Source organism: Microbacterium gallinarum (assembly GCF_014837165.1).
Taxonomy (GTDB): domain Bacteria; phylum Actinomycetota; class Actinomycetes; order Actinomycetales; family Microbacteriaceae; genus Microbacterium; species Microbacterium gallinarum.
This window is the reverse complement of the sequence record NZ_JACSPM010000004.1, coordinates 1-17,495: the sequence shown is the minus strand read 5'-3', so window position 1 is coordinate 17,495 and position 17,495 is coordinate 1. Positions and strand designations below refer to the sequence as shown.

At 71.1% G+C, this 17,495-nt stretch carries 18 protein-coding genes; 9 read left to right on the top strand and 9 right to left on the bottom strand.

What is annotated here, in order from left to right:
* Positions 1-3 precede the first annotated feature (3 nt).
* Positions 4-717, bottom strand: a complete 714-nt coding sequence (locus H9622_RS11905) for a ferritin-like fold-containing protein (RefSeq protein ID WP_191766641.1) — start codon at positions 715-717, stop codon at positions 4-6.
* 238 nt (positions 718-955) lie between these two features.
* Between H9622_RS11905 and H9622_RS11900 the strand changes: the two genes are divergently transcribed.
* A complete protein-coding gene (locus H9622_RS11900; RefSeq protein WP_191766640.1) occupies positions 956-2,425 on the top strand; it encodes a DEAD/DEAH box helicase in 1,470 nt (489 codons plus the stop codon).
* 6 nt (positions 2,426-2,431) lie between these two features.
* Here the strand turns inward: H9622_RS11900 and H9622_RS11895 are convergent, their stop codons facing one another.
* Positions 2,432-3,322 carry a DUF817 domain-containing protein gene (locus H9622_RS11895; RefSeq protein WP_191766639.1) on the bottom strand — a complete coding sequence of 297 codons (891 nt, stop codon included), beginning with the start codon at positions 3,320-3,322 and terminating at the stop codon, positions 2,432-2,434.
* Between the two features lie 126 nt (positions 3,323-3,448).
* On the opposite strand from H9622_RS11895, the gene H9622_RS11890 reads away from it, so the two are divergent.
* Complete coding sequence (locus tag H9622_RS11890; RefSeq protein ID WP_191766638.1) at positions 3,449-3,877, top strand: SHOCT domain-containing protein; 429 nt, start codon at positions 3,449-3,451, stop codon at positions 3,875-3,877.
* Between the two features lie 36 nt (positions 3,878-3,913).
* On the opposite strand, the gene H9622_RS11885 is transcribed toward H9622_RS11890, so the two are convergent.
* A complete protein-coding gene (locus H9622_RS11885; protein ID WP_191766637.1) occupies positions 3,914-4,777 on the bottom strand; it encodes a PHP domain-containing protein in 864 nt (287 codons plus the stop codon).
* 74 nt (positions 4,778-4,851) lie between these two features.
* Here H9622_RS11885 and H9622_RS11880 point away from each other — a divergent pair, with 74 nt between their 5' ends.
* From H9622_RS11880 to H9622_RS11870, 3 genes are read left to right on the top strand one after another with little or no spacing between them, the layout of a single operon-like run.
* On the top strand, positions 4,852-5,874 hold the full coding sequence (locus H9622_RS11880) for an endonuclease/exonuclease/phosphatase family protein (RefSeq protein ID WP_191766636.1): 1,023 nt from the start codon (positions 4,852-4,854) through the stop codon (positions 5,872-5,874).
* A 39-nt stretch (positions 5,875-5,913) separates the two neighbouring features.
* Positions 5,914-7,338 carry an aminopeptidase P family protein gene (locus tag H9622_RS11875; RefSeq protein WP_191766635.1) on the top strand — a complete coding sequence of 475 codons (1,425 nt, stop codon included), beginning with the start codon at positions 5,914-5,916 and terminating at the stop codon, positions 7,336-7,338.
* Positions 7,339-7,340: 2 nt separating this feature from the next.
* On the top strand, positions 7,341-9,140 hold the full coding sequence (locus H9622_RS11870) for a gamma-glutamyltransferase family protein (protein ID WP_191766634.1): 1,800 nt from the start codon (positions 7,341-7,343) through the stop codon (positions 9,138-9,140).
* A 2-nt stretch (positions 9,141-9,142) separates the two neighbouring features.
* On the opposite strand, the gene H9622_RS11865 is transcribed toward H9622_RS11870, so the two are convergent.
* Together H9622_RS11865 and H9622_RS11860 are read right to left on the bottom strand one after the other, a co-directional pair.
* A complete protein-coding gene (locus tag H9622_RS11865) occupies positions 9,143-9,826 on the bottom strand; it encodes an alpha/beta hydrolase family protein (protein WP_191766633.1) in 684 nt (227 codons plus the stop codon).
* Entirely contained in the window at positions 9,826-10,536 is a 711-nt protein-coding gene (locus tag H9622_RS11860) for a general stress protein (RefSeq protein WP_225222049.1), read from the bottom strand. Before H9622_RS11860 ends, H9622_RS11865 begins: the two co-directional genes overlap by 1 nt.
* 40 nt (positions 10,537-10,576) lie before the next feature.
* Here H9622_RS11860 and H9622_RS11855 point away from each other — a divergent pair, with 40 nt between their 5' ends.
* From H9622_RS11855 to H9622_RS11845, 3 genes are read left to right on the top strand one after another with little or no spacing between them, the layout of a single operon-like run.
* A complete protein-coding gene (locus H9622_RS11855) occupies positions 10,577-11,860 on the top strand; it encodes a magnesium transporter MgtE N-terminal domain-containing protein (protein WP_191766632.1) in 1,284 nt (427 codons plus the stop codon).
* The gene (locus H9622_RS11850; protein ID WP_191766631.1) at positions 11,860-12,390 is read left to right on the top strand and encodes a DUF1003 domain-containing protein; all 531 of its coding nucleotides are present in this window, start codon (positions 11,860-11,862) and stop codon (positions 12,388-12,390) included. The genes H9622_RS11855 and H9622_RS11850 overlap by 1 nt, the downstream gene beginning before the upstream one ends.
* Complete coding sequence (locus tag H9622_RS11845) at positions 12,387-13,538, top strand: Mrp/NBP35 family ATP-binding protein (protein ID WP_191766630.1); 1,152 nt, start codon at positions 12,387-12,389, stop codon at positions 13,536-13,538. The genes H9622_RS11850 and H9622_RS11845 overlap by 4 nt, the downstream gene beginning before the upstream one ends.
* Before the next feature lie 10 nt (positions 13,539-13,548).
* Here the strand turns inward: H9622_RS11845 and H9622_RS11840 are convergent, their stop codons facing one another.
* Positions 13,549-13,941, bottom strand: a complete 393-nt coding sequence (locus H9622_RS11840; protein ID WP_191766629.1) for a twin-arginine translocase TatA/TatE family subunit — start codon at positions 13,939-13,941, stop codon at positions 13,549-13,551.
* A gap of 71 nt (positions 13,942-14,012) precedes the next feature.
* Between H9622_RS11840 and H9622_RS11835 the strand changes: the two genes are divergently transcribed.
* On the top strand, positions 14,013-14,648 hold the full coding sequence (locus tag H9622_RS11835) for an O-methyltransferase (RefSeq protein WP_191766628.1): 636 nt from the start codon (positions 14,013-14,015) through the stop codon (positions 14,646-14,648).
* Positions 14,649-14,715: 67 nt separating this feature from the next.
* Here the strand turns inward: H9622_RS11835 and H9622_RS11830 are convergent, their stop codons facing one another.
* The 3 genes from H9622_RS11830 to dapE all read right to left on the bottom strand — a co-directional run bounded on the left by H9622_RS11830 (position 14,716) and on the right by dapE (position 17,269).
* Positions 14,716-14,889, bottom strand: a complete 174-nt coding sequence (locus H9622_RS11830; RefSeq protein WP_127474371.1) for a DUF3117 domain-containing protein — start codon at positions 14,887-14,889, stop codon at positions 14,716-14,718.
* 98 nt (positions 14,890-14,987) lie between these two features.
* Positions 14,988-16,211, bottom strand: a complete 1,224-nt coding sequence (locus tag H9622_RS11825) for a hypothetical protein (protein WP_318247103.1) — start codon at positions 16,209-16,211, stop codon at positions 14,988-14,990.
* Entirely contained in the window at positions 16,193-17,269 is a 1,077-nt protein-coding gene (gene dapE / locus H9622_RS11820) for a succinyl-diaminopimelate desuccinylase (RefSeq protein ID WP_191766627.1), read from the bottom strand. Before dapE ends, H9622_RS11825 begins: the two co-directional genes overlap by 19 nt.
* Positions 17,270-17,495 lie beyond the last annotated feature (226 nt).

Genomic DNA, 17,495 nt, shown 5'->3' with positions numbered 1-17,495 from the left:
GTCTCAGGCCGCGAGGCCCATCGCGTCCATGCGCCGCGAGTGCGCGGCCATGAGCTCGGTGAACACCGGCTCGACCTTCGCCTCGTCCGCCACGCGCAGCGTCGCGGGCCGCAGGGCGGCCCGGGCGATGAGCAGCGTGTCTCCCACGAGCCGCCGCCCCCACAGCGCGAGCAGGGACTTCCACTCCGGATCGCTCTCGATCGTGCGGCCGATGATGTCGACGATCGCCTCGCGGTCGTCGTCGGCGCGGAGGATGCGGGCGACCCGTCGTCCGGTGTCGGCATAGCTCGCCGACAGCGCCAGGTAGAAGTCGTCCAGCATGCCCGCCGTGATGTGCACCGACAGCATCGTCTCGGGAGCCCGCACGCCGTGCGTCGCCCCGCGGAACGCGTCCAGCGGCTCGCGGAACGGCAGCATCAGGTCGGTGGGGTCGTCGCCGCGCTCGCGGATGAGCGCCACCAGCTCCTCGTGCTTGGTCAGTGCGGCGCCCGCGGCACGCGAGAGCGACTCCTTGTCGGAGAGCTCCGGCGTCAGCGCGATGAGCTCGCTCAGCGTCTCGAAGTAGCCGAGCTGCAGATACGCGGCCTGGCCGAGGAACGTGTCGATATCGGGCGCGAGCTCCTCGAAGTCGACGCGCGTCGCATCGCCGAGGTCTTCCCTCGAGCGGAGCTGCAGCTTCCGCCCGGGCTCCCGACGCTGCCAGAACCACTTCACCACGGGCTACAGCCTAGGGTCGCGCGGCGCCGGGCGCGGCATCCGCTCTCCATCCGAACCCTCCGAAATGCCGTCCGGCTCCCTCCTCCGGTATCGTGGTGACGTCCCCGGCATCGGATCGGGGGCTCCCGCGCCTGTGGCTGAGAGAGGGCGTGGACCGCACTTCCGCCCGCGCGGCGTCGATGATCACCGCGCCAGGGCACGGACCAGGCAGCATCTCACTGCCGGACAGGCTCATATCGTGACGACCTTCGCCGAACTCGGCGTCGACCAGGACATCGTCGATGTCCTCGCAAACAAGGGCATCGTCGATGCCTTCCCCATCCAGGAGCAGACGATCCCCCTCGGCCTCCCTGGCCAGGACATCATCGGGCAGGCCAAGACCGGCACCGGAAAGACCTTCGGCTTCGGCATCCCCGTGGTGCAGCGCCTCGGCCAGAACCCCGAGCCGGGCGTCAAGGCCCTCATCGTGGTGCCCACCCGCGAGCTGTGCGTCCAGGTCTACGAAGACATGGACATGCTGACCTCGGGTCGGGCGACGAGCGTCGTCGCGATCTACGGCGGGAAGGCCTACGAGGGCCAGATCGACCAGCTCAAGGCCGGCGCGCAGATCGTCGTCGGCACACCCGGTCGCCTCATCGACCTGAACAACCAGCGCCTCCTCGACCTCTCGCACGCGACCGAGGTCGTGCTCGACGAGGCCGACAAGATGCTCGACCTCGGGTTCCTGCCCGACATCGAGAAGATCTTCTCGAAGGTGCCCGCCGTGCGTCACACGCAGCTCTTCTCGGCCACGATGCCCGGCCCGATCGTCGCCCTCGCGCGCCGGTTCATGTCGAACCCGATCCACATCCGCGCGACCGATCCCGACGAGGGTCTCACGCAGGCGAACATCAAGCACCTCGTCTACCGCGCGCATTCGCTCGACAAGGACGAGGTCATCGCCCGCATCCTGCAGGCCGAGGGTCGCGGAAAGACCGTCGTCTTCACGCGCACCAAGCGCGCCGCGCAGAAGCTCGTCGACGAGCTCGGCGACCGCGGCTTCAACGCCGCCGCCGTCCACGGCGACATGAGCCAGGAGGCGCGCGAGCGCTCGATGGCCGGGTTCAAGGCCGGCAAGCGCGACGTGCTCATCGCCACCGACGTCGCCGCGCGCGGCATCGACGTCGACGACGTCACGCACGTGATCAACCACACGATCCCCGACGACGAGAAGACGTACCTCCACCGCGCCGGCCGCACCGGCCGTGCCGGCAAGACCGGCATCGCGGTGACGTTCGTCGACTGGGACGACCTGCACAAGTGGGCGCTCATCAACCGCGCGCTGGAGTTCGGGCAGCCCGAGCCGGTCGAGACCTACTCGTCCAGCCCCCACCTCTTCTCCGACCTCGACATCCCCGCGGGCACCAAGGGCCGCATCGCCACGGCGCCCAAGACGCAGACGGTCAAGACGCAGGATGCCGCACCCCGTGACGGCGCCGACGGTGACGGCACCGCGCGCCGCCGCAGCCGTCGCCGCTCCGGAGGATCCGCCGGCGCCCACGGTGCCGGCCAGGCCGCGGCCGCCCCCGGCGAGCGCCCTGCCGAAGGCGGCGGAACTCACGACGGAGGCGGCAAGGAGCACCACGACGGCAAGCCCGCCCCGCGCCGGCGTCGCCGTCGCCGCGGCGGCTCGGCGGCTTCGGGCGGCGGCGCTCCCGTCAGCGCCTGACCTTCGTCACGCGCGCCGCGCCAGCCGCGGCGCGCGTGCCTTCTCGACGCGAGTCGGCGGTCGTGGCGGGTAGACGAACGTCACCATCACCACCGAGATGATCATGAGCAGGAACCACGACACCAGCTTCGTGATCGACACCGGCTGCCAGCCGTCGAGCTGATCGGGATAGGCCCACGCACCCGCCCAGGTGGCGATGTTCTCGGCCAGGTAGATGAAGAGCGCCACGCCCGCGAACACCAGCAGCAGGGGGATCTTCAGGACCGCACGCCACACCCGCGCGTAGAGCGAGGTGCGCGCCCACAGCAGCACCACCGCGAGCAGCAGCACCCAGCGGGCGTCCCACCACCAATGGTGCGTGAAGAAGTTGGCGTAGATCGCCGCCGCCACGATCGCGGTCAGCCAGCGACGCGGATACCGCTCGAATCCGAGGTCGAACAGCCGGTACACGCGCACCATGTACGACCCCACGGCCGCATACATGAAGCCACTGAACAGCGGCACTCCCCCGATGCGCAGCACTCCGTCCGCCGCGTACATCCACGAGCCGACGTCCGTCTTGAAGAGCTCCATGGCGGTGCCGGTGAGGTGGAACAGCACGATCACCCACAGCTCGCGCCCGGTCTCGAGGCGGGTGGCGATCATCACCACCTGGATCGCGACCGCCGCGAGGGTGAGGAAGTCGTTCCGCGCGAGGGCCGCATCGTCGGGGTACCACAGCCGTGCGGCGACGATCACGACGAGCAGCGCCGCGCCGAACAGGCACGCCCACGCCTGCTTCAAGAGGAAGACGCCGACCTCGACGAGGACCGCGCGTGCGCCGTCGCGCGGCGCCTCGGCCAGGAACCGATGGGCGCCGGCGTCGATCCGCCGCTCGAGCGCCGTGGGCTGCCGCATCCTCCGACGCTAATCGACGCGCGGCGACATCCGCGTCGAATCGCGTGATTCCGACGCGGCCGGGCGCTATCGTGAGCGCGAGCGGCGCACTTCGCGCCGCACCTCGCATTCAGAAAGGCACTCATCGTGCGATTCATCGACGCGGTCACGACCGGCTACGAGTACCAGGGGTTCTGGGGTTCCCTCGGCGACCTCATCTGGTGGTTCCTCTGGGTCTTCGTGTTCGTCGCCTACCTCTTCGCGCTGTTCGCCGTGATCGGCGACCTCTTCCGCGACCACGAGCTCAGCGGGTGGTGGAAGGCGGTGTGGATCATCTTCCTGATCTTCGTCCCGTTCCTCACGCTGCTCGTCTACCTGATCGCGCGCGGCAACGGCATGGCCCGTCGTGGAGCGGCCGAGGCGAAGCAGCTTCAGGCGGCCCAGGACTCCTACATCAAGTCCGTGGCCGGAGGAACGAGCGCGACCGACGAGATCGCCAAGGCCAAGGCGCTCCTCGACGCGGGCACGATCACCCAGGCCGAGTTCGACGCCCTCAAGGCGAAGGCGCTCGGCTGAGGCATCCGCTCTCCACGGTGGGCGCCCTCGTCTTCCTCACGGGTAGACGGGGGCGCTTCCCGTTCCGGCCTCGACGATCCGCGCGACCATGGCGTCGTCGGTGGTGTACTCGCCCGGCTGGTTCGGCTTGCCGAGGCCGTGGTAGTCGCTGGATCCGGTGACGATGAGGTCTCGCTCCTCGCAGAGCGCGCGCAGCGAGCGGATGCCGGACGCCCGGTTCTCGCGATGGCCCAGCTCGAATCCCGCGAGACCCGCGTCGAGCATGCGCTCGGTCAGACGTGCGGGGAGCAGGCCGGCGCGACCCGCCGGGTGCGCGATGATCGGGACTCCCCCGGCGCCGACGACGAGCCCCACCGCCGTGACCGGATCCGGCGCGTACAGCGCGACGTAGTAGTCGCCGCCGGGGCTCAGGATGCTGGAGAACGCCTCGGCGCGATCGCGCACGAGCCCTCGGGCGACGAGGGCGTCGGCGATGTGCGGACGCCCGACGGTCGCGCCGTCGCTCGTCTGCGCGAGGATGTCGTCCCACACCAGGTCGTAGTCGCGCGCGATGCGGTCGGCCATGATCCGCGCGCGGTCGAGCCGAGACGAGCGGATCCTGTCGGTCATCGCCCGCAGCGCCTCGTCGTCCGGGTCGACCAGATACGCGAGCACGTGCACGCTGCGCCACTCGTGGCGCGCGGAGAGCTCCATTCCGGGGATGAAGGACATGCCGAGGGATGCCGCGGCCTCGGCCGCCTCCGCCCATCCCGAGGTGGTGTCGTGGTCGGTGAGCGCGGCGGTGCGCAGCCCATGCCGGTGCGCGGCCGCCATGACCTGTGCGGGCGATTCGGTTCCGTCGGAGAGGACCGAGTGCAGGTGCAGGTCGCTCGGGCCCTCGAAGCGCAACCGTCCCGGCATCCTCCGAGCGTACCGCGCCGACATGCGGCGCCGCGCTGACCGATCTCCCAGCCTGCTCGCATAGAGTCGCCGACGTGCTTCGCCTGTTCGGGATCCTCGTGACCGTGCTCTGCGCGATCACTGCGGCCGTGCTGACCTGGCCTGGCTTCTTCCGCGTGGAGCGCTTCTACCCGGTGGCTCAGATCGTCTCGTTCCGCGGGCTCCTCGCGCTCGCGTTCACGCTGATCGCCGTCCTGGCCCTGCTGGTCGCCATCGTACGTCCGATCCGCGCGTTCTCGCTGTCGATCGCGGTCGTCGCCGGTGTGGCGGCCGTCGCGAACGGGGCGATCCTGATGGGCAGGGGCGGCATGGGCACCGAGGCCCTGCCCGCCAAGACCGACACGGCGATCCGCGTGATGACGTGGAACACGGCCGGACCGGCGACTCCGCCCGACACGATCGCGAAGATCGCCGTCGCGATGGACGCCGACATCGTCGCGCTCCCCGAGACGACCATCGAGACGGGCGAGCAGGTCGCCATCGCGATGCGCGAACTCGGCCACCGCATGTGGGCCCACCACGCCGAAGACCCCTCGACCGAGTGGGATGCCGGCTCCACGACGCTGCTCATCTCCCCCGAGCTCGGCGACTACGCCGTCATCGAGTCGTCGATCGACGGCACGAGCAACACGTCGACGGTGCCGAGCGCCGTGGCGATGCCCACCGACGGCCAGGGACCCATCGTCGTGGCAGCGCACGCCGTCGCGCCGCGCCCCAGCTACATGCAGGACTGGCGCGACGACCTGCAGTGGCTCGCCGATCAGTGCGTCGAGGCCAACGTCATCATGGCCGGCGACTTCAATGCGACGGTCGACCACATGTCGGGCCTCGGCGTGGACGACCGCACGCTGGGCCTGTGCGACGACGCCGCGATCGCGACGGGGAACGGCGCCATCGGCACATGGTCGGCGGAGATGCCGTCCGTGCTCGGGACGCCGATCGACCACGTCATGACCTCTGCTCACTGGGAGGCGACCGGCTCGCTCGTGCTGCGCTCGATGGACGGCTCCGGATCGGACCACCGCCCCCTCATCGTGCAGCTGGAGCCTGTGGACTGAGCCCTCCGTCACGCGGCGGTCGCGTGACAGACTGGAGACATGAGCACCACAGGCGACAGCGACACGATCGAGCAGACGGACGCCGAGACCCCGCCCTCGACGAGCACGAACCGGCGCCAGCCCTACGGCCAGGGCTTCCTCGACACGATCTCCGAGGGATGGGCGGAACGGCCTGACTCGATGCCCCCGGCCCGCGAGCAGGCGGCGTACACGGCCGCGCGCCGCGGCGCGGTGTCGGCTGCGTTCCCGGGCAAGCGCGTCGTCATCCCGGCAGGCGAGCTCAAGCAGCGCAGCAACGACACCGACTACCCGTTCCGTGCGCACTCCGCGTTCTCGCATCTCACCGGCTGGGCGTCCGACGCCGAGCCCGGCTCGATGCTCGTGTTCGAGCCGCGCGAGGGCGGCGGTCACGATGTGACCCTGTACTTCCGCGAGCGCGCCGACCGCACGACGGCGGAATTCTACTCGGATGCCTCGATCGGCGAGTTCTGGATCGGGCCGCGTCCCGCCCTGGCGGGTGTCGCCGCCGACCTGGGCGTCGCGACCGCCCACATCGACGACTTCGCATCGAGCGAAGGCGAGCTCGTGCTCGACGAGGACGAGGATCTCACCCGCTTCGTGTCGGAACTGCGCCTCGTCAAGGACGAGTACGAGGTCGCGCAGATGAAGCTCGCCGTCGCGGTCACCGCCCGCGGATTCGACGACATCGTCGCGAACATCCCGGCGATCGTCGCCCACCCCCGCGGTGAGCGCATCGTCGAAGGCGTCTTCCACCAGCGCGCCCGCAGCGACGGCAACGCGGTCGGGTACGACACCATCGCGGCCGCCGGCCCGCACGCGTGCTACCTGCACTGGACGCGCAACGACGGCGCCGTCGTCCCGGGCGACCTGATCCTGATCGACGCCGGGGCCGAGGTCGACAGCCTCTACACCGCCGACATCACACGCACGCTCCCGGTCAGCGGCACGTTCACCGACATCCAGCGCCGCATCTACGAGACTGTCCGCGAGGCTGCCGACGCCGCGTTCGCCGCGGCGAAGCCCGGCGTGAAGTTCCGCACCGTGCACGAGGCTGCGATGCAGGTCATCGCGACCCGCGTGGCCGAGTGGGGTCTGCTGCCGGTGACGGCCGAAGAGGCGCTCGACGCCGACGCGGGCGGCCACCACCGCCGGTACATGGTCCACGGCACGAGCCACCATCTCGGCATCGACGTGCACGACTGCGCGCAGGCGCGGCGCGACATGTACTACGACGGCCCCCTCGAGCCCGGCATGGTCTTCACGATCGAGCCCGGCCTCTACTTCCAGATCGACGACGTCACGGTGCCCGAGGAGTACCGTGGCATCGGCGTGCGGATCGAGGACGACATCCTCATGACCGCCGACGGGCCGGTCAACCTCTCGGCCGACATCCCGCGCACCGCCGACGAGGTCGAGGCCTGGATCGCGCGACTCTCCGCCTGAGCGTGGCCTACACCCCGCCGCCCGCGTTCACCACGCGCCCGACCCTGTCGGGCACGTTCGGGATGTCCGCCTCGACGCACTGGCTCGCGACCGCGACCGCGCAGTCGGTGCTCGAGCGCGGCGGCAACGCGTTCGACGCGGCCGTCGCGGCGGCGTTCGTGCTCCACGTCGTCGAGCCGCACCTGAACGGGCCCGGCGGCGACCTCGTCGGGATCTTCCAGACAGCGGATGCCGCGTCCCCCACGGTCCTGATGGGTCAGGGACCGGCACCGGCCGGCGCCACGATCGAGCACTACCGCGCCGAGGGACTCGATCTGGTCCCCGGCTCGGGTGCCCTGGCGGCGGCCGTGCCGGGGGCGGTGGACGCGTGGCTGCTGCTGTTGCGCGACCACGGCACGTGGGAGCTCGGCGACGTGCTGTCCTACGCGATCGGCTACGCGCGCGACGGGCATCCGATCGTGCGGCAGGCCGCTGCCACCATCGCCCGCGTCGCGGAGCTCTTCGCCGAGGACTGGACGACCTCGCGCGACCTGTGGATGCCCGGCGGCGCGCCGCCGGCGCCCGGCGACGTCGTGCGGAATCCGGCGTACGCCGACGTGCTCGACGGGCTCGTGCACGCCTCGTGCACGGTGCGCGACGACGGGCCGGTCGGCCGCGCCGCGCGCATCGACGCCGCCCGCCACGACTGGAAGACCGGGCAGGTCGCGCAGGAGGCGAGCGCATTCGTCGCAGCTCCGCACCGCCACTCGGCGGGAGGTCTCCACTCCGGCGTCATCACGGTCGACGACTTCGCCGCGTTCGACGCCGGGTACGAGCCCGCGGTCACCCGTGACTTCCGCGGGCGCACGGTCGCGAAGGCCGGCGTGTGGACGCAGGGCCCGGCGCTGCTGCAGACCCTCGCGCTGCTCGAGCCGCTCGACGACGACCTGCTCGACCCGTCACAGGAGGCCGGCGCCCACACGATCCTCGAGGCGCAGAAACTCTCGCTCGCCGACCGCGACGCATGGTTCGGCGACGCCGACGTCGAGCTCGACGCTCTTCTGTCCCCCGACTACCTGGATGAGCGGCGGTCTCTGATCGCCGCGTCGGCGTCGACGGAGTTCCGACCGGGCGTGCTCGGCGGGCGCTCCGGGTTCCGCCCGCCCCTGCGCACGTCGTACGACGCGCCGGGCGTCGGGACGGGCGAGCCCACCGTCGCGAAGACGGGCGAGACCCGCGGCGACACATGCCACCTCGACGTCATCGACCGCTGGGGCAACATCGTGTCGGCGACGCCGTCAGGGGGCTGGCTGCAGTCGTCTCCGGCCATCCCCGCCCTGGGGTTCTGCCTCGGCACCCGCCTGCAGATGACGTGGCTCGAGCCGGGGCATCCGTCCTCCCTCGTTCCCGGACGCCGTCCGCGCACGACGCTCACGCCCACGCTCGTGCTCCGCGATGGCGCACCCGAGTACGCGATCGGCTCGCCCGGCGGCGATCAGCAGGACCAGTGGCAGCTGCTGGCCCTGTTGCGCATGATCGTCGGCGGCTACACGCCGCAGGAGGCGATCGACGCACCGTCGCTGCACACGACATCGATGCCGGAGTCGTTCTGGCCGCGCACCTGGACGCCCGCGGGCGCCGTCGTCGAGGACCGCCTGGGCGACTCGGTCATCGCCGGCCTCGAGCGCCGGGGGCATGCGGTCACCCGCGCGGGCGACTGGTCGCTGGGCCGTGTCTCCGCGGTGGGGAGGGATGCCGCGACCGGCGTGCTGTGGGCGGCCGCGAACCCGCGCGGCATGCAGGGCTACGCGGCCGGGCGCTGACGCTACTCCGACCGACGCCGCATCCAGTGGGCGACGGCCGGAGCCAGTTCGGCGCCGACCTCGTCGGCCGGGCGCTTGCGACCCTTGATCTCGAACGAGTGCCCGCCCCCGTCGATCCAGAGGATCTCGGCATCCTGGCACGACGCGACCGCTTCTTCGAGCTGCTCGACGGGCTGGATGAACGGGTCGTTCGTGCCCTCGAGGAAAAGCTGCGGCGGCGCGACGTCGGGAAGGTGGGCGGTGCGCGCCTTGCCGGGGTCGCCCGGCGGGTGCAGCGGGTAGCCCAGGTAGATGAGACCGCGGGGCGCGATGCGCCCCTCCGCCGCCGCCATCGACGCCATGCGTCCGCCGTACGACTTGCCCGACGCCCAGAACGGCAGGTCGGGTGCATGCTCCGCCGCGGCTGCCTCGACGGCCGCCCACGTCGTGACGGCGTGCGCGGCCGGTCCCGGCATCCGTCGTCCTGCTTCGAGGTAGGGGAAGGTGAACCGCAGGGTCGCGATGCCGCTGTCGTGGAGAGCATGCGCGAGTCCGCTGAGGAACGGATGCCGCATCCCGGCGCCTGCGCCGTGCGCGATGCCGAGCAGCGCCCAGGCGTCGTCGGGGCGACCGAGCAAGCCCGACACCTCGACCTGCCCGCTCGGGAGCCCGACCGCGATGCGCAGGGCGGTCTCGGTCGTCGCCATCAGCGGTCGGAGCTCGCCTCGGACGCGGGGGCGTCGCCTTCCGCGGGCTCACCGGGCGCAGCGGGGGCAGCGGGGGCGGCGGGCACAGCGGGGCCGGCCCCCACCGGACCGTCGTCCGTGGCGGGGGGCGAGGCCGGGGTCACCCGCTCGCCGTAGCGCGGCGGCTCGGGGGCGCCGTCGGGCGCCGGAGCGACCGCGGGCGCCGCCGGGGTCGAGCTCTGCGCGGGCGGCTCGGGGGCCGCCTGCGGTCCGAGCACCTGACGGGCGCGCTGGATGCTGGTCGCCGCGACGGTGACCTCGTAGTGGTCCGCGACCACCTGCATCACCGACGCGTAGTCGCGACGACGGCGCACGAACGAGTACGTGACGATGCTCAGGAGCATGCCGATCGCGATGCCCACGAACAGCACGCCGACGAAGGCCTGGATCGGCACGGTGGGCGAGCCGATCACGAGGATGGCGGAGAAGAGCAGGCCGAGGAGGAGGCCGTTGATCGCGCCGGAGCGGGCGGCGGAGGCGTAGCCGAGCCGGCCGGTCACCTTCTCGATGGAGCGCAGGCCCTGGCCCACGATCGCGATGTCACGGGCGGGCACATCGCCGGCGATCAGCGACGACACGGCCTTCTGGGCGGCGTCGTATGCGGGGAAACTGGCGACGGTCTGACCGACGTCCTCAGACCCCTGGGGAAAGCGTCCGCCCATCATGGTCATCTCCCCATCCTCCCACGATGTCCGGACTACGCTGGAACGCGTGAGCACGCAGAGGGTATTCGTGGCGCGCCTGTCCGGGTGCTCCGTCTTCGACCCCGCAGGCGACCGCCTCGGGCGGGTGCGCGACGTCGTGGTCATCTACCGCAAGGACGATCCGCCGCGGGTCATCGGGCTCGTGGTCGAGATCCCGGGCCGCCGTCACGTGTTCGTCTCGATCGGCCGCGTCACCTCGATCGCCACGGGCCAGGTCATCACGACCGGCCTCATCAACGTGCGTCGCTTCCAGCAGCGCGGCGGCGAGGTGCGCGTGATGGCCGAGCTCCTCGGCCGCAAGGTGTACCTCAACGACGGCTCGGGCACAGCCGTGATCGAAGACGTCGCGATCGAGCGCAACCGCCTCGGCGAGTGGGACATCGGCCAGCTCTTCCTGCGCCGGCCGCGCACGAGCGCGTCGCCGTTCGCGAAGGGCCCGACGACATTCGCGTCGTGGCAGGACGTGCGGGAGCAGCAGAACCCGGGCGAGGCGCAGTCGGCCGAGCAGCTCGTGGCGACCTACTCCGACCTCAAGCCCGCCGACCTCGCCAACACGCTGCTCGACCTCCCCGAGGAGCGGCTCATCGAGGTCGCCGAAGAGCTGCCCGACGACCGACTCGCCGACGCGCTCGAGGAGATGCCCGAAGAGGAGCAGGTCCACATCCTCGAGGCGCTCGGCGACGAGCGCGCGGCCGACATCCTCGATGCGATGGAGCCGGATGACGCGGCCGACCTGCTCGGTCAGCTGCCGGAATCGCGGTCCGAAGAGCTGCTCGAGCTGATGGAGCCCGAAGAGGCGGAAGACGTCCGCGCACTGCTGAAGTACGGCCCCGACACCGCGGGCGGCCTCATGACGAGCGAGCCCATCGTGCTCTCCGCCGACGCGACCGTCGCCGAGGCCCTCGCCCTCATCCGCCGCCACGAGCTGCACCCCGCCCTGGCTGCCGCCGTCTTCGTCACCCTCCCGCCCTACGAGACCCCGACGGGCCGGCTGCTGGGGACCGTGCACTTCCAGCGGATGCTGCGCTATCCGCCGCACGAGCGGCTCGGCGCCATCATCGACGACACGCTCGATCCGCTGCCCGCCTCGGCATCGGCCGCCGAGGTCGCTCGTCTCCTCGCGAGCTACAACCTCGTGTCGGTGCCGGTCGTCGATCAGGCGCACCGGCTCGTCGGTGCCGTCAGCATCGACGACGTGCTCGACTACCTGCTGCCCGACGACTGGCGCTCGCACGGCGAGTCACCACCGGCGGTTCCGGTCTCGACCGCGTCGATTCCGAGGCGCTCGTGATGGCGCGCCGGCAGACGCGCCAGGTGGCGCTCGACGCACCGCGCGGCCGCTCCGGGATGCTGCAGCGCACGCCGCAGCCGTCGCAGGACCGTTTCGGCCGCTTCTCCGAGGCATTCGCCCGCGGCATGGGCACCTCGGGATTCCTCATCGGCATGACGGTCTTCGTCGTCGTGTGGCTCGCGTGGAACACCTTCGCGCCCGTCCCGCTGCAGTTCGATCCTCGGGCGCAGAACTTCACGCTTCTCACGCTGATCCTCTCGCTTCAGGCCTCGTACGCCGCGCCCCTCATCCTCCTCGCGCAGAACCGCCAGGACGACCGGGACCGCGTGCAGATCGAGCAGGACCGCCAGCGCGCTGAACGGAACCTGGCCGACACCGAGTACCTGGCCCGCGAGGTGGTGGCGCTGCGCATGGCGGTGACCGACTTCTCCGACGAGGTCGTCACGCGCGAGGTGCTCCGCGCCGAGCTGCGCACGCTCCTCGAGAAGATCGAGCTGCGCGACGACGCCCCGGACGGCACCGCGCGATGAGCGAACCCACCGCGGACGCCGTCCGCCGGGCGGTCGACGCCGTGCTCGACCCTGAGCTGCGTCGCCCGATCGGCGAGCTCGACATGGTGCGTGACATCGCGGTGCGCGACGGCATCGCCGCGGTCGGCATCGTGCTCACGATCGTCGGCTGCCCGGCCGCCGAGCGCATCGCAGCCGATGTGCGCCGGGCCGCGGCATCCGTTCCCGGAATCTCGGAGGTCGCGCTCGAGGTGGGGGTGATGACGTCCCAGGAGCGCCAGGCGCTCACCGAGCGGCTGCGCGGCGGCCGCACCCGCGAGATGCCCTTCGGCCCCGGCACGCTCACCCGTGTGATCGCCGTGACGAGCGGCAAGGGCGGCGTGGGCAAGTCCACGGTCACCGCCAACCTCGCCGTCGCGCTGGCAGCCCGAGGGTTGGCCGTCGGGCTGATCGACGCCGACGTGCACGGCTTCTCGATCCCGGGGCAGCTCGGCCTCGTCGGACCCGACGGCGCCGTGCCGCAGCCGACGCGCATCGACGACCTCATGCTTCCGCCGGTCGCCCACGGGGTGAAGGTCATCTCCATCGGCATGTTCCTGCGCCGCGGGCCGGGCACCGAGCCGCTCGGTGCGGTGGCGTGGCGCGGACCGATGCTGCACCGCACCGTGCAGCAGTTCCTCACCGACGTGTACTTCGGCGACCTCGACGTGCTGCTGCTCGATATGCCGCCCGGCACCGGCGACATCGCGATCTCCGTCGGCCAGCTGCTGCCGAACGCCGATGTGCTGGTGGTGACCACGCCCCAGGCGGCTGCGTCCGACGTCGCCGTGCGCAGCGGACTCGTCGCCCGCCAGACCGGTCAGCGCGTGATCGGCGTCGTCGAGAACATGGCCGCCATGACGCTGCCCGACGGCACGACGCTCGACCTCTTCGGAGCCGGCGGCGGAGCTGCGGTCGCGTCAGCCTTGTCGAGCGAGGGGGCGGAGGTCCCGCTGTTGGGCTCGGTTCCCCTCAGCCCCATACTGCGAGCGGACGCGGATGCCGGCATCCCGGCCGTCCTCGCCCACCCCGACGAACCGGCGGCGCGCGAGGTCGAGCGCATCGCGCAGGCTCTCATCGCCGAGCCGCGGGGTCTCGCCGGTCGCTCGCTGCCGCTGCGTCCTCGGTGATCAGGCTGCGTCAGGTCGCTTCGGTGTCATAGGGCGTCGGGCCGTCCTCCGGGCCGCGGAAAGGCGAGCGCACGGGCGGTGGAGGGGGCGTCCCCGTGGACGCGACGGCCGCACCGGCCTGAGCCGCCCGCACGGTGGGAACCGGCGCGTCGTCGAGCAGCGCCTCCCGGATGATCCGCCGCGGATCGTACTGCCGCGGGTCGAGCGTGCGCCAGTCGACGTCGTCGAAGTCCTCCCCCATCTCATCGCGCACGCGGGTGCGCGCCGTCGAGAGCCAATCCCGCGCGCGACGGGTGAAGCTGCCGAGCGACTCCGCATACCGGGGAAGCCGTTCGGGACCGACGATGAGCGCGGCGACGAGGCCGATCAGCAGCAGCTTCTCGATCGTGAGGCCGAAGAACATGAGATCAGGTTACCGCCGCGCCTGAGCCGTGAGCGCACGCGTTCCCCGTAGGCTTTCCGCGGAGGATGTCGATGGGAGAGCAGAACGCGAATCAGCGATTCGCCGCAGAGGCGACGGTCGAGCCCGAGCACATCGCCCGCGCACGTGCCCACGCGCTCGAGCTCGGTGCAGCGCCCATCAGCGCACCGGTGGGCGCTCAGTGCGCGCTCATCGCCGCGGCATCCCAAGCCCTCAACATCGTCGAGATCGGCACCGGGGCCGGCGTCTCTGGTCTGTGGCTGCTGCGCGGCTCGCCCCGCGCCACGCTGACGACGATCGACAAGGAGCCGGAGCACCTCGGCGCCGCACGTCAGGCATTCGCCGAGGCGAAGATCCCGCCGGCGCGTGCGCGCTTCATCACGGGCCGCGCAGCCGAAGTCCTCCCCCGGATGAACGAGGCCTCGTACGACATCGTGCTCGTCGACGCCGACCCGGACGGAGTCATCGAATACGTCGAGCACGGCCTGCGGCTGGTCCGCGCCGGAGGCACGGTGCTCGTTCCGCGCGTGATGGCCGGGGGCGCCGTCGCCGACCCGGTGCGCCGTGATCCCGTGACCACCGCGTACCGCTCGCTCATCCAGGAGACGCAGGCGTCGCCCGCCGTCATCGGCGCGCTGTCGATCGTCGGCGAGGGACTCCTGCAGCTGACGACCGTTCCGACCGACTGAGCCGCACCATCCGCGGACGCGAAAACGGCCGGTCCGAAGACCGGCCGTTCCGTGGAACGAGTGTGACTCAGGCGGGGCTGACGACTCCGCCCAGAACGTCGTAGAGCTCCTTGGCCTCAGCGTCGTTGACGGAGACGACGAGACGACCGCCACCTTCGAGCGGCACGCGCACGATGATGAGGCGACCCTCCTTCACGGCCTCCATTGGCCCGTCTCCGGTTCTCGGCTTCATGGCTGCCATTGCGGCTCCCTTTCATCGATGGTCTGCACATCAAGTTTATCGTGACCCTGCGACCCTCGGGCGACACTTGTGGACATGGAGTCCCAAACCGCAACACTTCACGGCACCTGCCAGATCACATTCCCGAGCGCGTACATGTTGTAGATCCACCACCACTGCCCAACCAGACAGGCGACGAGCACGCCGCCTCGCCACACGTTCGAACGCGGCAGGGCGAGGGCGCCCCACAGCGGCGACAGCGGGACGAGCAGGCGGAACAGGCTCGACTGCGGGAAGAAGACCAGCAGGAGGTAGACGACGTAGCTCGCGCTCCACAGGCGCACCTCGACGCCGAGCCGCTTGACCTGCGGCACGAACAGGAGGACGGCCGCGACGGCGAGGACGGATGCCCCGAGCACGATGTAGCCGAGCTCGACGGGCAGATGCCACACGGCGCCGAACCAGAAGGCGGTCGCGCTGAGGAATCCCTCGAACGGGAAGAACACCGCCTCCCCCGGAATCCAGTTGCGCCGCCACGCGAGCTCGGTCGCGAGGTACGCACCGCTGTCGCCGGTGAGCAGGCCGGCGATGGCCTGCCAGGCGAACCCGACGACGGCGGCGAGCAGCCCGAGGGCGACGATGTGCACGATCTCGCGGGCGGGCAGCGGCTCGCGCCGACGCGTGAACCAGCGCCAGATGCCGAACAGGCCGAGGAAGAGGGCGAACGCCAGCACTCCGGGGCGAGTGAACCCCATGACCGGAATGAGCCCGTAGAGCCACACATACCGGCGATGCACCACGCACCACAGAGCGAGGAAGAGCCAGAGCAGGTACAGCGTCTCGGCGTAGCCCACCTGGAAGAGCGCGGCGAGCGGGCCGGCGACGAAGAAGGTGACCGCCCACAGCGCCGCCGTGTCGTCGATCCGGCTGCGCAGCAGGTGGAAGAGGACGAGGGATGCCGCGTACCCCGCGACGATCGAGACGACGAACGCGCCTGCGGCGAAGGTGCCGAACGGCAGAGCGACGATCTTCGCCAGCTGCGGGTACAGGGGCATGAACGCCCAGGCGTTCTCGGCCACGGCCCCAGAGTCCGTGAGCGGGAGTTCGATCGGATAGCCCACTTCGGCGACGAGCCAGTACCACTGCGCATCCCAGCCGAGCACGAAGTCCGCGAGGGTCGGCTCCGGTCCGAATCGCGAGTCGAAGCCGGAGAGCTCCGCAGCGAGCAGCAGGAAGGCCGTCGTCACCACGCGGGCGACGAGGTAGATCACCCCGACCCGGACGGCCGCGCTGCCTGCACTCAGACGCGGGCGGATCTCGGACGTCAGCTGCCGGTCAGCCACGCGCGCAGACCCCGCTCCACCGCGTCGATCTGGCCGACGGGCACGCGCTCCTCGTCATGGTGCGCGAGGTGAGGGTCGCCCGGTCCGTAGTTGACCGCCGGCACGCCGAGTGCGCTGAAACGCGCGACATCGGTCCAGCCGTACTTCGGTCGCGGCTCGGCGCCGACGGCGGCGACGAACTCCTGTGCGAGCGGTGCATCGAGTCCCGGCCGCGCGCCGACCGCCAGATCGACGATCTCGACATCGAACCCTGCGAACACGTCGCGCACGTGCTGCTCCGCCTCGGCGGCGTCGCGACTGGGCGCGAAACGGTAGTTGACTTCGATCTCGCACAGATCCGGGATCACGTTGCCCGCCACACCCCCGCTGATGCGGACGGCATTCAGGCCCTCGCGGTAGACGAGCCCCTCCACCGGAACATCGCGCGGACGGTACTCGGCGAGGCGGGCCAGCACAGGGGCGGCGCTGTGGATGGCGTTCTGGCCGATCCAGGCGCGCGCGCTGTGCGAGCGGACGCCGCGCGTGCGGACGATGGCGCGGAGGTTGCCGTTGCAGCCGCCCTCGACCTCGCCGTTGGAGGGCTCGCCCAGGATCGCGAAGTCGGCCCTGAACAGATCGGGGCGTGTGCGGGCGAGGCGGGTGAGGCCATTGAGGTCGGCGTCGACCTCCTCGTGGTCGTACCACATCCAGGTGATGTCGACGCGGGGCGCGACCAGCTCGGCCGCCAGCTTGAGCTGGACGGCGACACCGCCCTTCATGTCGACGGTGCCGCGGCCCCAGATGAACGGCTCGCCGTCCATCTCGACGTCGCGCGTCGGCACGTTGCCGTTGATCGGAACGGTGTCGATGTGGCCGGCGATCGCCACCCGCTGGGCTCGGCCTTGGGTGGTGCGCGCGACGATCGTGTCGCCATCGCGATAGACCTCGAGATGAGGAAGTGCGGACACCTCCGCGAAGATGAGGTCAGCCAGCGTCGTCTCGTCACCCGAGACGCTCGGGATGTCGCAGATCGTGCGGGTCAGGTCGGCAGAGGTCGCGGTGAGGTCGAGCGCCGGCATCCCCCGAGTCTACCGATGGTGTCGTTGACACGTTCCGACGCGCGGGGCAGGCTGCGGCTCGCCGACGACTCCCGATGGTCGGGGTCGCGGCCGACACGAAGCTGATCGGCGCGCACGGCGAGACCTCGCTGCTGCTTCTGCGGTGTGTGGTTAACGCGAAATGGCCACCCTGCGTTGGGTGGCCATTTCGGTAATGGAAGTCCGGCGGTGTCCTACTCTCCCACAG

Bases quoted from the DNA above. Each gene is read 5' to 3' on its own strand.
- H9622_RS11895 (WP_191766639.1), bottom strand. From the start codon at position 3,322: ATGCGGCAGCCCACGGCGCTCGAGCGGCGGATCGACGCCGGCGCCCAT.
- H9622_RS11860 (WP_225222049.1), bottom strand. From the start codon at position 10,536: ATGACCATGATGGGCGGACGCTTTCCCCAGGGGTCTGAGGACGTCGGT.
- H9622_RS11835 (WP_191766628.1), top strand. From the start codon at position 14,013: ATGGGAGAGCAGAACGCGAATCAGCGATTCGCCGCAGAGGCGACGGTC.
- H9622_RS11830 (WP_127474371.1), bottom strand. From the start codon at position 14,889: ATGGCAGCCATGAAGCCGAGAACCGGAGACGGGCCAATGGAGGCCGTG.
- H9622_RS11850 (WP_191766631.1), top strand. From the start codon at position 11,860: ATGGCGCGCCGGCAGACGCGCCAGGTGGCGCTCGACGCACCGCGCGGC.
- H9622_RS11865 (WP_191766633.1), bottom strand. From the start codon at position 9,826: ATGGCGACGACCGAGACCGCCCTGCGCATCGCGGTCGGGCTCCCGAGC.
- H9622_RS11845 (WP_191766630.1), top strand. From the start codon at position 12,387: ATGAGCGAACCCACCGCGGACGCCGTCCGCCGGGCGGTCGACGCCGTG.
- H9622_RS11885 (WP_191766637.1), bottom strand. From the start codon at position 4,777: ATGCCGGGACGGTTGCGCTTCGAGGGCCCGAGCGACCTGCACCTGCAC.
- H9622_RS11875 (WP_191766635.1), top strand. From the start codon at position 5,914: ATGAGCACCACAGGCGACAGCGACACGATCGAGCAGACGGACGCCGAG.
- H9622_RS11840 (WP_191766629.1), bottom strand. From the start codon at position 13,941: ATGTTCTTCGGCCTCACGATCGAGAAGCTGCTGCTGATCGGCCTCGTC.
- dapE (WP_191766627.1), bottom strand. From the start codon at position 17,269: ATGCCGGCGCTCGACCTCACCGCGACCTCTGCCGACCTGACCCGCACG.